This is a genomic window from Pseudomonas sp. B20, assembly GCF_020515755.1.
GTDB lineage: Bacteria > Pseudomonadota > Gammaproteobacteria > Pseudomonadales > Pseudomonadaceae > Aquipseudomonas > Aquipseudomonas syringae.
This window is the reverse complement of record NZ_JAHPJG010000001.1, coordinates 264,260-278,530: the sequence shown is the minus strand read 5'-3', so window position 1 is coordinate 278,530 and position 14,271 is coordinate 264,260. Positions and strand designations below refer to the sequence as shown.

The window sequence follows — 14,271 nt, the reverse complement described above, 5'->3', positions numbered from 1 at the left end:
TGTTAACAGTATTGCCAGCGCATTCCTGCATCAGTGTCACAAACCGACCCAATACATGGCTTATCGCCAGCAACTTAAAACCAATTCCCTTTAGCTGAATCATTTAAAAACAGGTTGCCCCTTGCGCATCCGGGTAGCGCACGCCCGCTGTCACAGCCCATGGCTATCGGTCTGCCGCATGGAAAGCGATACCTGCACATAACGCCCCTATGGCAGAGCGACTGAAAAAGTCTCTGCATGCGGATGCCCTACCCTGTACACCGATGATCGAAAACCATTGGATACATCCCACACGCTACATACGTAAACAAGGTTTAAAAATTACACATTATTTACAGAAATTCGTACAAATATTTATTTAAGGAAAAACCTCACAAGACATCAAGAAAAATCCTACAAACAAGCGCAAAGACTCAAAGTTCCACACCTCTACGAACCGCTCATTGACATGGCGTTATCCAGCAAGCTCCACCGCCTTAGTGTCGCAAAATCTTACAGACACCCTAGCATAAACCTACATCATTCAAGACCATAAGTAGCTCTTTCGACAAGTAGCAAATACCATTTTTCATTTCAAAGCCAGACACGTTCTTTCGAATAGGAAACGGACTACACGATTAGTGGACGCAACTTTACAACTCGTAAGACACTATAAAAACCGCTCAATCAATTCCTGTAACCCGCCATTTTCCCCTTGCAAAATTTATTACCAGTCGTTACTTTTTTAACAGCAATCTTATTACTTACCGCCCTTGAACACGCGCAGCTATATGAATTCCTTTCGCTGTGTACTGCACCTGCGCACTTCATCAGCGCTGCGTTCAAGCAGGCTTCATGTAGTGCGCGGCTTATGAATTCGGGCACTGGGTATATAGCCGATCCGGCATCGCTGTTTTCTGGAAACTTTCAGGGCGCCTGGCAACTCTTTTGAGTTGGGCGCTGTGTATAACCATGTTCAAAAAGGGATGTACCATGAACACTAAATACGCTCGTACGCGGTCATCAACGCCCACCGCGTCTGATCTCACCACCGCAGTGGAAGCCTTTGTTGCCAGCGGTGGTGTTATTGCAGTCATACCCGAAGGAGAGACCGCAGGATTAGCCACCCCTTCATCAGTGCGTACACAACCTGCCGAGGAACACAGACTTGAACTCGCGGGCAAAGTACAGCAACTGAAGTACCTGGCGGCCAAGGGCGCCGGTTTCACCGCGCTACAGTATTCATTGCGGATGAATAAAAGGGATGTTCGCCGGCTGGCCACAGAAAATGGCGTGACCATTAACCTCAGCCAGCCCCTGCGTACCCCCAGCAGGGAGGCCCTTGATGACGTTACGGACATCGATGACGTGGTTGCAGGTCACGCCATGCATTACTCGGCATTGGGTTACACCGCGTCCGAGATTGCCCGGATACTCGATCTGAGCCTTCGCCAGGTACTCGGCATTGGCAAGGCGTACCGGTTTGAGTTCAGGCAACGACAGGAGAGCGACACGCTCTGAATAACGACGCAAAAAACAAACAGCGCGATACGTTTCAGGGAGCCGACGGGAAACTCTGTTATTCCCTGCCCTGAACTTCTACAGCTGTTGTAGGAAAACACTAAAACAAATAAGCACTTTTTCGACGCTAACGGTAAGAAGATACTCAACGGCTGAATACCTGTGACACATGATATTTCTGCCGTCGGCTACACGCTGCTATCTTGCATAGCACATGTACCCCATCTATCAACCACTGACTTCACTGGTTCAACGTCTTTTTACATGACGCCTGGAAGGAATGACTCTGTCGATCGTATTTGAAGTGCAGCCCTGAATGGGCTGCACTTGTCGAACAACTTGCGGTATCAGAACAGCTTGCGGCCCTTGTTGGCTGCAATCCGCATGCGCAATGCGTTGAGCTTGATGAAGCCCGCTGCATCGGCCTGATCGTAGGCACCTGCGTCATCTTCGAACGTGGCAATGTTGGCGTCGAACAGCGAATCATCCGACTTGCGACCGGTGACGATCACATTGCCCTTGTACAACTTCAGGCGCACAACGCCGTTCACGTGAGCCTGGGACGCGTCGATCATCTGCTGCAGCATCAGACGCTCAGGGCTCCACCAGTAACCGGTGTAGATCAGGCTGGCATATTTGGCCATGAGTTCGTCCTTGAGGTGGGCGACTTCGCGGTCCAGAGTGATCGATTCGATGGCGCGGTGAGCGCGCAGCATGATGGTGCCACCCGGCGTCTCGTAGCAGCCACGGGACTTCATGCCCACATAACGGTTTTCAACGATATCCAGACGGCCGATACCGTTTTCGCCGCCGATGCGGTTCAGCGTCGCCAGCACAGTGGCCGGGGTCATTTCGACGCCATCCAGCGCAACGATGTCGCCATTGCGATAGGTCAGCTCAAGGTAAGTCGCAACGTTTGGCGCGTCCTCAGGGGACTTGGTCCAGCGCCACATGTCTTCTTCGTGCTCGGTCCAGGTGTCTTCCAGCACGCCGCCTTCATAAGAGATGTGCAGCAGGTTGGCGTCCATGGAGTACGGGGATTTCTTCTTGCCGTGGCGCTCGATCGGAATGTTGTGCTTCTCGGCGTAGTCCATCAGTTTTTCACGCGACAGCAGATCCCATTCGCGCCACGGAGCGATGACCTTGACGCCTGGCTTGAGCGCGTAGGCACCCAGCTCGAAACGCACCTGGTCGTTACCCTTGCCGGTTGCTCCGTGGGAAATGGCGTCAGCGCCGGTTTCGTTGGCGATCTCGATCAGACGCTTGGCGATCAACGGACGGGCGATGGAGGTGCCCAGCAGGTACTCGCCTTCATAGACGGTGTTGGCACGGAACATCGGGAAGACGAAATCGCGCACGAACTCTTCGCGCAGGTCATCGATGTAGATTTCTTTCACGCCCATGGCCTGCGCCTTGGCGCGTGCCGGCTCGACTTCTTCACCCTGACCCAGGTCAGCGGTAAAGGTCACCACTTCGCAGTTGTACGTATCTTGCAGCCACTTGAGGATTACCGAAGTATCCAGGCCACCGGAATACGCGAGCACTACCTTGTTTACGTCCGCCATGCCATCACTCCACCGGGTTGTACGGAAAACCGCTGATTCTACCGTTCAAACCAGCAAATTTACAGGGGCGCGACAGCTTGTGACGACAAGGCGACGTCTGACAGATGCTTTTTACAGGCTTTAAGAGGTGTGTGCTGCGCTGGCAGACGCAACCGGTACCGGGCGCTCATCGGGCGCAACGCGCTCGAGGTGCACGTTCACCCGACGGTTGCGCGCACGGTTCGCTTCATTGGTGTTAGGCGCCAGCGGGTAGCGCTCGCCATGAAAGCGCAGGGTGATTTGCTGCTCGGGTATGCCTTGAGCCTTGAAATAATCCATGACCGCCAGCGCGCGACGGCGGGACAGGTCACGGTTGGTCAGGCGATTGCCGCTGTTATCCGAATGACCGTCCAGCTCGATACGGTTCACGGTCGGGTCGGCCTTCAAATAGGCGACCATATTGTCCAGACGCGCCTTGGCACGCGCATCCAGCTCGATACCGCCGCCAGGGAAACCCACTTCAGCCTGTTTGATCTGATCGAAGTTCATCGGCAGCAGCTTGGCAGTGCATGCCTGGTAATCGCTGAATGCCTTGCTGAACTTGACCGGCAGCAAACGCACTTCCATCTGGCCGCCGTCGCGGGTGTAGTGGCGGATCAGCGGACTGCGCCCGTCCATCAGACCACTGATCAGACGTCCGGCCTGAGCCTGAGAGGTATTGAAAGGAATATCGCCATTGCTGACGCGCACCGATCCCAGGTTGATATCGCCACGTCCCGGCTGCCAGGGCGCCGCAGCGGCCAGCAGCGTCGCAGAGCCATTACCGAGCATGTTGTATGAAGCCTTGAGGCGAAACGTCGCCTGCTCGCCCGCGCGGCGCACGAACTCACCGGCACCGAAGTCGGTGATCGGCTGAGTCAGGCGGCACTCGAACTGATCGCCTTCGACCTTCCACTCAATGCTCTCCAGACGCGTCTGGAAACTGATAGCCATCGCCGGGAGGCTGGCAAACATGCTGAGCAGGGCTAAATATCGCTGGCGCACGGGAGGCTCCACTGGAAATGAACGCGAAACAGAAAATTACCGACTGACAAGGGAGCTATCGGTAACTTCATGCAAAACTTGATAGCGGATGCCTGAGAGAGTCTTTTCCGGTAGCATTCCCAGCGAGTTTGACCCGCCTGGAATCCCCAATGTCTGACCGCCTGACCCTCCTGCGTCCCGACGACTGGCATATTCACCTCCGTGACGGAGCTGTCTTGCCTCATACCGTTGCTGACGTAGCGCGAACTTTTGGCCGCGCAATCATCATGCCCAACCTCGTGCCTCCGGTACGCAACGCGCAGCAAGCCGATGCCTATCGCCAGCGCATTCTGGCTGCACGCCCGGCCAGCAGCCGCTTCGAGCCGTTGATGGTGCTGTACCTCACCGACCAGACCACGCCCGACGACATCCGCACCGCCAAGGCCAGTGGCTTCGTGTACGCGGCCAAGCTGTATCCGGCCGGCGCGACCACCAACTCCGATTCCGGTGTCACCAGCATCGACAAGATCTTCCCTGCCCTCGAAGCCATGGCCGAAGTCGGCATGCTGTTGCTGGTGCACGGGGAAGTGACACGTGGCGAAATCGACGTATTCGATCGCGAAAAGGTCTTCATCGATGAGCACCTGCGTCGTGTAGTCGAGCGCTTCCCGGCCCTGAAGGTGGTGTTCGAACACATCACCACCGGTGAAGCGGTGCAGTTCGTCAATGAAGCGTCAGCCAATGTCGCGGCGACCATCACCGCGCATCACCTGCTGTACAACCGTAACCACATGCTGGTCGGCGGGATTCGTCCGCACTTCTACTGCCTGCCGATCCTCAAGCGCAATACGCATCAGACGGCCCTGCTCGACGCAGCCACCAGCGGCAGCGGCAAGTTCTTCCTGGGCACCGACTCGGCGCCGCATGCCCAGCATGCCAAGGAAAACGCTTGCGGTTGCGCCGGGTGCTACACCGCCTACGCAGCCATCGAGCTGTATGCCGAAGCTTTCGAGCAGCGTAACGCTCTGGACAAGCTGGAAGGCTTCGCCAGCCTTCACGGTCCGGCGTTCTACGGCTTGCCCGCCAATCAGGACACCATCACGCTGGTGCGTGACGAGTGGACCGCCCCTGCCAGCCTGCCATTTGGCGAGTTGACTGTTATCCCGCTGCGCGCTGGTGAAAAGCTGCGCTGGCGTCTGGAGGAACACGCGTGAGTGAAGATCATTTTGACGACGAACACGAAGGCCACGGCGGTGGCGGCGGTTCCCGTCACCCGATGGCGGCGCGCTTTCGCGGCTACCTGCCAGTAGTCGTCGACGTAGAAACCGGCGGTTTCAATTCAGCCACCGATGCCTTGCTGGAAATCGCTGCGGTGACTATCGGCATGGATGAAAAAGGCTTCGTGTTCCCGGAACACACCTATTTCTTCCGCGTAGAACCGTTCGAGGGTGCCAACATCGAAGCGGCGGCGCTGGAGTTCACCGGCATCAAGCTCGATCACCCGCTGCGCATGGCCGTCAGCGAAGAAACCGCGATGAACGACATCTTCCGCGGAGTGCGCAAGGCCCTCAAGGCCAATGGCTGCAAACGCGCGGTGCTGGTCGGCCACAACGCCAGCTTCGACCTCGGCTTCGTAAATGCCGCCGTCGCGCGGATGGACATGAAGCGCAACCCGTTCCACCCGTTCTCCAGCTTCGACACCGCCACCCTCGCCGGGCTGGCCTATGGTCAGACCGTGCTGGCCAAGGCCTGTCAGGCTGCCGGCATCGACTTCGACGGACGCGAGGCACACTCGGCCCGTTACGACACCGAGAAGACGGCCGAGCTGTTCTGCGGCATCGTCAATCGCTGGAAAGAAATGGGCGGTTGGCAAGATTTCGACGACTGAGGTCGTTACGTCTGTGAATGGACCGGCCTTGTGCCGGTTTTTTCATGCCTGGAACTCGACCATTCAGAGGGCCGACCCATGATGCGATTCCTGCGAAAACAACCGCTCATCGCTCGACCTGAATACAACCCAAAACAGTTTTGACAAGCATTCTCATTAACATTAAGCTCCTCGGCACCAAGCAATAAACCAGCGACGGTCCATAGCTTATGTATGTTTGCCTCTGCCAAGGTGTCACCGACGGTCAAATCCGGGATGCAATTCTGGAAGGCTGCTGCAGTTATCGTGAAGTCCGTGAAACACTGGGTGTTGCGAGTAAATGTGGAAAATGCGCCTGCCTTGCTAAGGAAGTGGTGCGTGATACGCTGACCGAGCTACAAACCAGCCATGCCTTGCTGGCCTATCCGGCAAAATTTTCAGCTGCCTGAACCCCCTTTTTTAAAGAACCGGACACCACGTCCGGTTTTTTTATGCCTGTAATTCAAGCGCTTAGCGTCAAGATGCGGAACTCAAACATTCTTATTCCTATTTAATTTCACTTATTATTCAACAACTTAGGTTTGACAGGCGTTTAAGCGCAGCTCACACTCGGCACTTATATACACAAGCCACTGGCAGGACCTCGAACATGAAAGGCGACATTACCGTCATCCAGCATCTCAACAAGATCCTCGGGAACGAGCTGGTCGCTATCAATCAGTATTTCCTGCATGCGCGCATGTACGAAGACTGGGGTCTGAAAAAGCTGGGTGGCCACGAATATAAAGAGTCCATCCATGCGATGAAGTACGCTGACAAGCTGATCAAGCGCACGCTGTTTCTGGAAGGGCTGCCCAACCTGCAGGACCTGGGCAAGATCCTCATCGGTGAGCACACCAAGGAAATGCTGGAGTGCGACCTGAAGATCGAGCAAAAAGGTCTGGCCGATCTGAAAGCCGCGATCGCTCACTTTGAGACAGTCGGTGACTTCGGCAGCCGTGAGCTGCTGGAAGACATCCTTGAGCCCAAGGAAGAGCAAATCGACTGGCTGGAGACTCAGTTGGGTCTGATCGTCAAAGTCGGTATCGAGAACTACCTGCAGTCGCAGATGGGTGACTGATTCCCCATCGCGCCGCAATGAAAAAGCCCGCCTCAATCGAGAGCGGGCTTTTTCTTGTGCGTAAAACCTTGCTGGAGCGTAGGAGGCGATAATCGCGACTATCGTGCGACGCTCTGCGCGAGGCTTTACTCGGCCTTAGCGGCGGATGCTTCCTTGACCAACGTCTGCAACGAACCGTCAGCCATCATCTCGGTGATGATGTCGCTACCACCGACCAGCTCACCGGCAACCCACAGTTGCGGGAAAGTCGGCCAGTTGGCGTACTTTGGCAGGTTGGCGCGGATTTCAGGGTTTTGCAGAATGTCGACGTAGGCAAACTTTTCGCCACACGCCATCAATGCCTGGGAAGCCTTGGCCGAAAAGCCGCATTGCGGAGCATTCGGAGCGCCTTTCATGTAAAGCAGAATGGTGTTGTTGGCAATCTGCTCTTTGATCGTTTCGATGATATCCATGGAGCACCTCGGCTGAAATATCCGACTCAGTTGTCGGCACGGTGGCGCATTGTAACGAAATCCCGAGCATGACGCTCTGTCTTGAGGCTTAACACGCCACGACCTGCACCGGTACGCCGTTCAACGCCGCGTTGCCGGACAGCGCGTCGAGTTGCCGTTCGTCGGTCAGGTCATTGGCACTGACGCCAGGCAGGCTCTGCGCGATCGCCATCTTTACCCCCGCACGTGAATGCCCCCAACCGTGCGGCAGGCTGACCACCCCGGGCATCATGTCCAGACTGCCCAGCACCTGAACCTCGATCATCCCGACCCGGGAGCTGACCCGAACCTGCTGGCCGTCACTCAGACCACGGCACGCGAGATCGTCAGGATGCATCAACAGTTGATGCCGGGGTTTGCCCTTCACCAGCCGATGGTAGTTGTGCATCCAGGAATTGTTACTGCGCACATGCCGACGGCCAATCAGCAGCAACTCACCGGCCTGGGGAGCTGGCTCGGCTGCAAAGCGCGCCAGGTCGGCCATGATCACCTCAGGCGCGGCCTGAATGCGACCATTGGCGGTCTTGAGGCGCTCTGCAAGGTTGGCCTTCAACGCCCCAAGATCAAGACCGTGCGGATGACTGTCCAGGGTCTCCAGTGACAGCTTATGGGGTGATGCGTCGCCATAGAGGCCTGCACGCAGCCCGCGATCGATCATCTGCGCAGGCGGCAACGTGGGTTTCAGCGCCCGCTCGGCCTTGTCGGCAAAGGCGCTGGCCAGCCCGACGAAAATCTCCCAGTCGTGCAGCGCACCTTCGGGCTTGTCGAAAATGGCCCGATTGAAGCGCGTGACGTTGCGCACTGCCAAGGTGTTGAAGGTGGTGTCGTAGTGATCATTTTCCAGTGCCGAGGTGGACGGCAGGATCAAGTCGGCGTGGCGAGTGGTCTCGTTGATGTAAAGATCGATGCTGAGCATGAACTCAAGCCCTTCGAGCGCCTGCTCCAGCTGACGGCCGTTGGGCGTCGACAGAACCGGGTTACCCGCAACGGTCACCAGCGCGCGAACCTGCCCCTCCCCCTCCACGAGCATTTCCTCGGCCAGCGCCGAGACCGGCAACTCCCCGCCATACTCCGGCAGGCCCGACACCCTGCTTTGCCACAGATTGAAATGACCGCCGGATGTCGAGCTGACGAGGTCGACGGCGGGCTCTGTACAGAGTGCGCCACCCACACGGTCCAGGTTGCCAGTCACCAGATTGATCAGTTGTGCCAGCCAATGGCACAGCGTGCCGAAGGTCTGAGTCGACACGCCCATTCGCCCATAACACACCGCCTTGTCAGCGGCCGCGAAGTCCCGCGCCAGTTGCCGGATCTGCTCGGCAGCAATACCGCAGCGCGGGCTTATCGCCTCTGCAGTGAAACCGGCAATGGCGTGGCGAACCTGCTCCAGGCCGTCGACAGGCAAATGGCTCTCGCGGGTCAGCCCCTCCTCGAACAGCGTATTGAGCAGCCCGAACAGCAACGCCGCATCACCGCCCGGACGTACGAACAGATGCTGGTCAGCGATGGCAGCCGTCTCACTGCGGCGCGGGTCGATGACCACCAGTTTGCCGCCGCGCTGCTGGATTGCTTTCAGACGTTTTTCGACATCCGGTACCGTCATGATGCTGCCATTGGAGGCCAACGGATTACCGCCGAGAATCAGCATGAAATCGGTGTGATCGATATCCGGAATCGGCAACAGCATGCCGTGGCCATACATCAGGAAACTGCTGAGGTGGTGCGGCAACTGATCGACCGACGTGGCCGAAAAACGATTGCGGGTCTTGAGCAGGCCGAGAAAGTAATTGCTGTGCGTCATCAACCCGTAGTTATGCACGCTGGGGTTGCCCTGATAGACCGCTACCGCGTTTTGCCCATGGCGCTGCTGAATGGCGTAAAGTCGCTCCGCCACCAGATCGAACGCCTGCTGCCAGGCAATCGGCTGCCACTGATCACCGCTGCGCAGCATCGGCTGGCGCAAACGATCAGGGTCGTTCTGGATGTCCTGCAGCGCAACCGCCTTGGGGCAGATATGGCCGCGGCTGAACGTGTCCAGCGGGTCGCCCTTGATCGAGGCAATGCGCGGCGCAGAATCCGCCTCCACGACGGTCTCGATCACAAGACCACAAATGGCCTCGCACAGGTGGCAGGCTCGGTAGTGTTCAGTCCGGGTCATCACAGCCTCAGATCTTGTCATGGCAATCCGGTTGATTGCCGAACACTCACTATGCTGCCTTGCCATGCCCCGCACCACTGATGTTCGGCCCGTGAATCGAGGGGCATCAGGCGCGCGGATGAGTTGGCCGAATCAACCGCCGATAGGCGTGACGACCTTGCGCTTTTGCTGGATTTCAGCCACGGTTTCGATCTGTTCCTGCGCCAAGTGGACGCCGGTCAGATCGCCGATCAGGCGCCAGTGCTCGTCGAGGCCTGAGCTGATGGTGGCCATGCGATCGATCATGCGCCGCCCCGCCGTACGCGTGACTTCGTCCTCGCTGCGCAGCAGCTCGAAAGACATCGAGGTCATCGAAGCTGTCAGATGGGTAAGCGTGCGGGCGGTGAGCCCGAGCAACTCCGTTAATTGATGCTCTTTTGAGTCCATTCCCCCACCCCTCGATCAGTAATGTATCGGCAACGATTTATAACCCACGTCCGGGATTAAAGAAACGGTCCTTGTTTCAAGCCCGTGAAGCGCATCCCATCAGGCAACGCCCGCGCAAACGTGGACTGTTACAGGATTGGTACTAATTGCCAAGCGCTATTTGGGCAGTGTACAAATGCTGCCTTCGGAAAACGTGCAGATGGCTATCAACCTTCTCAGCGTAGCCAGTTTTTGCCCCGTCAACACAGAATAACGGCGTCCCCTCTATCCGGGACGCAGTCGTACTCATGTTTCAGAAAAACGCATGCTATTGGTAAGACGCGACATTTTTTTATACTATCGCGCCTTTCTTATTCGTCGCCCCGTGCGGCTTCCGCCGCAGGTCTCGCCCGTTTTATCGATAAAAACCGGCTTTGATAACCTGCGGTCTGTTGCAGAAAAGGTAGTTAATCATGAACGCCAGGCACTTTCTCTCGATGATGGATTACACCCCGGATGAACTCTTGGGCTTGATCCGTCGTGGCGTAGAGCTTAAAGACCTGCGAAATCGCGGTGTACTTTTTGAACCGCTGAAGAACCGGGTATTGGGGATGATTTTCGAGAAATCCTCGACACGTACCCGTCTTTCTTTTGAAGCAGGGATGATTCAGCTCGGTGGCCAGGCCATCTTTTTGTCGCATCGAGACACCCAGTTGGGACGTGGAGAGCCGATTGCCGACAGTGCAAAAGTGATGTCGCGCATGCTGGATGCGGTCATGATCCGTACTTATGCGCACAGCAATCTGACCGAATTCGCCGCCAATTCACGCGTGCCGGTCATCAACGGCCTGTCCGATGATCTGCACCCGTGCCAGTTGCTCGCCGACATGCAGACCTTCCTGGAGCATCGCGGCTCGATCAAGGGCAAGACCGTCGCCTGGATCGGCGATGGCAACAATATGTGCAACAGCTATATAGAAGCGGCGATTCAATTCGACTTCCAGTTGCGTGTGGCCTGCCCTGCCGGCTACGAGCCGAACGCCGAGTTTCTGGCATTGGCTGGCGAGCGTGTCACTGTGGTCCGCGATCCGAAAGCCGCAGTTGCCGGCGCCCATCTGGTCAGCACCGATGTGTGGACTTCCATGGGACAGGAAGAGGAAACCGCCCGGCGCAAGAAGTTGTTCGCGCCCTTTCAGGTCACGCGCGCCCTGCTCGACCTGGCTGACAAGGACGTGCTGTTCATGCACTGCCTGCCTGCTCATCGCGGCGAAGAAATCAGTGTCGACCTGCTGGATGATTCACGCTCGGTCGCCTGGGATCAGGCAGAAAATCGCCTGCACGCGCAGAAAGCGTTGCTGGAGTTTCTCGTCGCGCCGGCCTGCAAGCCCGCATGAACCCGTTGCTGCTGAACCTGCGCAACCTCGGTTGCGGCTATCAGAACCAGCGCGTGGTGCAGGATTTGAACCTGCACCTCAACGCGGGTGATATCGGCTGCCTGCTGGGCTCGTCGGGCTGCGGCAAGACCACCACACTGCGCGCCATTGCCGGCTTCGAACCGATCCATGCGGGCGAGATCACCCTGGCGGGCGAAGTGATCTCCCGTCCGGGCTGGACCCTGCCTCCAGAGAAACGCCGCATCGGCATGGTGTTTCAGGATTACGCGCTGTTCCCGCACCTGAGTGTCGCTGAAAACATCGCATTCGGCATTCGCAACCACCCGCGCCTGGATCAGGTGATCGCCGAGTTGCTTGAACTGGTCAACCTCGGCGCGCTGGGCAAGCGCTATCCTCACGAGCTGTCCGGTGGGCAGCAACAGCGAGTGGCGCTGGCCAGAGCACTGGCGCCCGAGCCGCAACTCCTGCTGCTCGACGAGCCTTTCTCCAACCTGGACGGCGAGTTGCGTCGGCGCCTGAGCCATGAGGTGCGCGATATTCTCAAGGCGCGTGGCACCAGCGCGATTCTGGTGACTCATGATCAGGAAGAGGCTTTTGCCGTCAGCGATCAAGTAGGCGTATTCAAGGAGGGACGCCTGGAACAGTGGGACACCCCTTACAATCTCTACCACGAGCCGCGCACGCCATTCGTTGCCAGCTTCATCGGCCAGGGCTATTTCATTCGCGGGCAGATGATGGACCCGCAATCGGTGCATACCGAACTCGGCGTACTGCGCGGCAACCGGGCATACCCGGGCGTCAGTGGCTCCGCTGTGGATGTCTTGCTACGTCCTGACGATATCGTCTACGCGCCGCACAGCGACCTGAAAGCACGGGTCATCGGTCGAACCTTTCAGGGCGCCTCGACGCTGTATCGTCTGCAATTGTCGACCGGCAGTCAGCTGGAAGCCATTTTCCCCAGCCACGCCGACCACGGCCAGGGTGAGGAAGTCGGTATTCGTGTGGCAGCAGACCATCTGGTGCTGTTCCCGGCACCCGGCAGCGTGGCCGTGCATACGCTCAACCACTGAGACGCAGGTCATTCCCTGCCGATCGGGGCGAACCTGGCCTGGGTATGTTCAGCCAGCACCGCTGGCGACAGCTCGACCTCAAGCCCCCTCCTCCCGGCACTGACATAAATGCTGTCAAAGCGCTGGGCAGTTTCGTCGATAAAGGTGCGCAGACGCTTTTTCTGGCCCAAGGGACTGATGCCACCCAACAGGTAACCCGTCGAACGTTGCGCCGCCGCAGGGTCAGCCATTTCGGTTTTTTTCGCCCCGGCAGCCTGCGCCAGCGCCTTTAGATCGAGTGTTCCGACGACCGGCACGACGGCGACCAGTAACTCACCTTTTTCGGTACTGGCGAGCAGCGTCTTGAAAACCTGTGCAGGCTCCAGACCCAGCTTTTCCGCTGCTTCCAGTCCATATGACGGCGCTTTCGGATCATGTTCATAACTGTGAATGCGATGCTCGGCGCGATTTTTTTTCAGCAAATCCAGTGCGGGTGTCATGCAGCGCTCCAAAAGGTTCCGAATGCCCGTCACTTTAAGCGAAGTAAAGTGAACATGCCTTGATTCACGCCACCTGCGACACTGATGGCCTTTTGGCAACAGCCTGAATTCCCCGGTATAAAGCGGTCTTGCCGGGTCCTTGCGGGGTCCTGGCGATTTACTGACCGTTCGGTTCCGACCTTTGACAGCGTTGTTTCTTGTCTATATTTTTTCGTTTACGAATATTATCGAAAGCGATTTTTCGGTATAACTCGCAACGGCGATCAGAAATGGGGTTTTTTCTGAGACGCACGAATAACGAGCACCCACACCTGTCTCAGGGTGCCGAGACAAAAACAAAAAATGAGGTATCCATGTCCATCGCACTAAAACAACCGACGCTCACCGGGCAATGTGTGGCTGAATTTCTTGGCACCGCCCTGATGATTTTTTTCGGCACTGGATGCGTTGCAGCGCTCAAGGTCGCGGGAGCCACCTTCGGCCTTTGGGAAATCAGCATCATCTGGGGCATTGCCGTCAGCATGGGGATCTACCTCAGCGCCGGCATTTCGGGTGCCCACCTCAACCCGGCCGTCAGCATCGCGCTGAGTCTGTTCGCCGGTTTTGAAAAACGTAAATTGCCCTTTTACATCTCGGCGCAAATCGCAGGCGCGTTCTGCGGAGCGGGTCTGGTGTACCTACTGTACATCAGCCTTTTTTTCGACTTCGAACATGCTCACCACATCATTCGCGGCAGCGAGCAGAGTCTTGAGCTGGCGTCGGTGTTCTCGACGTATCCCAACCCGGCCATTTCGGTCGGTCAGGCCTTTCTGGTCGAAGTGGTCATCACCACCATTCTGATGGGTGTGATCATGGCCTTGGGCGATGACAGCAATGGTTTGCCGCGCGGCCCGCTGGCACCCTTGCTGATCGGCCTGCTGGTAGCCGTGATCGGCAGTTCGATGGGCCCGCTGACCGGTTTCGCCATGAACCCGGCGCGCGACTTCGGTCCGAAGCTGATGACGTTCTTCGCTGGCTGGGGTGAAATGGCCTTCACCGGCGGTCGCGACATTCCTTATTTCCTGGTTCCGATTTTTGCGCCCATTCTGGGTGCCTGCCTTGGTGCTGCTGGCTACCGCGCATTGATTGCGCGTCATCTGCCCAGCGCCGCTCCTGTTGAAAATGAAAAAGAGGCTCCTGTGGTTCGCGGCAAAGTTCAGGTTTCATCTTGAATGTCACTC

The 14,271-nt window shown here is 57.3% G+C and carries 14 protein-coding genes; 8 read left to right on the top strand and 6 right to left on the bottom strand.

Going from position 1 to position 14,271, the window contains the following annotated elements:
• The first annotated feature begins 972 nt into the window (after positions 1 to 972).
• Positions 973 to 1,500 (top strand): hypothetical protein, encoded by a 528-nt coding sequence (locus tag LIX91_RS01200; RefSeq protein ID WP_226487851.1) that lies wholly within the window; start codon positions 973 to 975, stop codon positions 1,498 to 1,500.
• 347 nt (positions 1,501 to 1,847) lie between these two features.
• Here the strand turns inward: LIX91_RS01200 and LIX91_RS01195 are convergent, their stop codons facing one another.
• Positions 1,848 to 3,065: an argininosuccinate synthase gene (locus LIX91_RS01195; protein WP_003412906.1), complete on the bottom strand. Its 1,218-nt coding sequence runs from the start codon at positions 3,063 to 3,065 to the stop codon at positions 1,848 to 1,850.
• A gap of 120 nt (positions 3,066 to 3,185) precedes the next feature.
• Positions 3,186 to 4,088 carry a flagellar protein MotY gene (locus LIX91_RS01190; RefSeq protein WP_003412907.1) on the bottom strand — a complete coding sequence of 301 codons (903 nt, stop codon included), beginning with the start codon at positions 4,086 to 4,088 and terminating at the stop codon, positions 3,186 to 3,188.
• Between the two features lie 149 nt (positions 4,089 to 4,237).
• On the opposite strand from LIX91_RS01190, the gene pyrC reads away from it, so the two are divergent.
• The 4 genes from pyrC to bfr all read left to right on the top strand — a co-directional run bounded on the left by pyrC (position 4,238) and on the right by bfr (position 7,054).
• Positions 4,238 to 5,281 (top strand): dihydroorotase, encoded by a 1,044-nt coding sequence (gene pyrC, locus LIX91_RS01185; protein WP_153222598.1) that lies wholly within the window; start codon positions 4,238 to 4,240, stop codon positions 5,279 to 5,281.
• Positions 5,278 to 5,955: a ribonuclease T gene (rnt, locus tag LIX91_RS01180; RefSeq protein ID WP_003412908.1), complete on the top strand. Its 678-nt coding sequence runs from the start codon at positions 5,278 to 5,280 to the stop codon at positions 5,953 to 5,955. Before pyrC ends, rnt begins: the two co-directional genes overlap by 4 nt.
• A 209-nt stretch (positions 5,956 to 6,164) precedes the next feature.
• A complete protein-coding gene (locus LIX91_RS01175; protein ID WP_003350768.1) occupies positions 6,165 to 6,383 on the top strand; it encodes a bacterioferritin-associated ferredoxin in 219 nt (72 codons plus the stop codon).
• Positions 6,384 to 6,583: 200 nt separating this feature from the next.
• The gene (gene bfr / locus LIX91_RS01170) at positions 6,584 to 7,054 is read left to right on the top strand and encodes a bacterioferritin (protein ID WP_002554851.1); all 471 of its coding nucleotides are present in this window, start codon (positions 6,584 to 6,586) and stop codon (positions 7,052 to 7,054) included.
• Between the two features lie 125 nt (positions 7,055 to 7,179).
• Here bfr and grxD read toward each other — a convergent pair whose 3' ends face one another.
• From grxD to LIX91_RS01155, 3 genes are all read right to left on the bottom strand, one after another.
• Positions 7,180 to 7,506, bottom strand: coding sequence for a Grx4 family monothiol glutaredoxin (grxD, locus tag LIX91_RS01165; protein ID WP_002554852.1), 327 nt, complete (start codon positions 7,504 to 7,506; stop codon positions 7,180 to 7,182).
• 88 nt (positions 7,507 to 7,594) lie between these two features.
• Positions 7,595 to 9,703 (bottom strand): molybdopterin oxidoreductase family protein, encoded by a 2,109-nt coding sequence (locus LIX91_RS01160; protein WP_226487850.1) that lies wholly within the window; start codon positions 9,701 to 9,703, stop codon positions 7,595 to 7,597.
• Positions 9,704 to 9,835: 132 nt separating this feature from the next.
• Positions 9,836 to 10,129 carry a hypothetical protein gene (locus tag LIX91_RS01155; protein WP_100072432.1) on the bottom strand — a complete coding sequence of 98 codons (294 nt, stop codon included), beginning with the start codon at positions 10,127 to 10,129 and terminating at the stop codon, positions 9,836 to 9,838.
• A 452-nt stretch (positions 10,130 to 10,581) separates the two neighbouring features.
• Here LIX91_RS01155 and argF point away from each other — a divergent pair, with 452 nt between their 5' ends.
• Positions 10,582 to 11,502, top strand: coding sequence for an ornithine carbamoyltransferase (gene argF, locus LIX91_RS01150; RefSeq protein ID WP_003418510.1), 921 nt, complete (start codon positions 10,582 to 10,584; stop codon positions 11,500 to 11,502).
• Positions 11,499 to 12,572, top strand: coding sequence for an ABC transporter ATP-binding protein (locus LIX91_RS01145; protein ID WP_226487849.1), 1,074 nt, complete (start codon positions 11,499 to 11,501; stop codon positions 12,570 to 12,572). The genes argF and LIX91_RS01145 overlap by 4 nt, the downstream gene beginning before the upstream one ends.
• Before the next feature lie 8 nt (positions 12,573 to 12,580).
• Here the strand turns inward: LIX91_RS01145 and ybaK are convergent, their stop codons facing one another.
• The gene (gene ybaK / locus LIX91_RS01140; protein WP_003412925.1) at positions 12,581 to 13,051 is read right to left on the bottom strand and encodes a Cys-tRNA(Pro) deacylase; all 471 of its coding nucleotides are present in this window, start codon (positions 13,049 to 13,051) and stop codon (positions 12,581 to 12,583) included.
• Between the two features lie 353 nt (positions 13,052 to 13,404).
• On the opposite strand from ybaK, the gene LIX91_RS01135 reads away from it, so the two are divergent.
• Positions 13,405 to 14,262 (top strand): MIP/aquaporin family protein, encoded by an 858-nt coding sequence (locus LIX91_RS01135; protein WP_046270073.1) that lies wholly within the window; start codon positions 13,405 to 13,407, stop codon positions 14,260 to 14,262.
• The last annotated feature ends 9 nt before the right edge of the window (positions 14,263 to 14,271 follow it).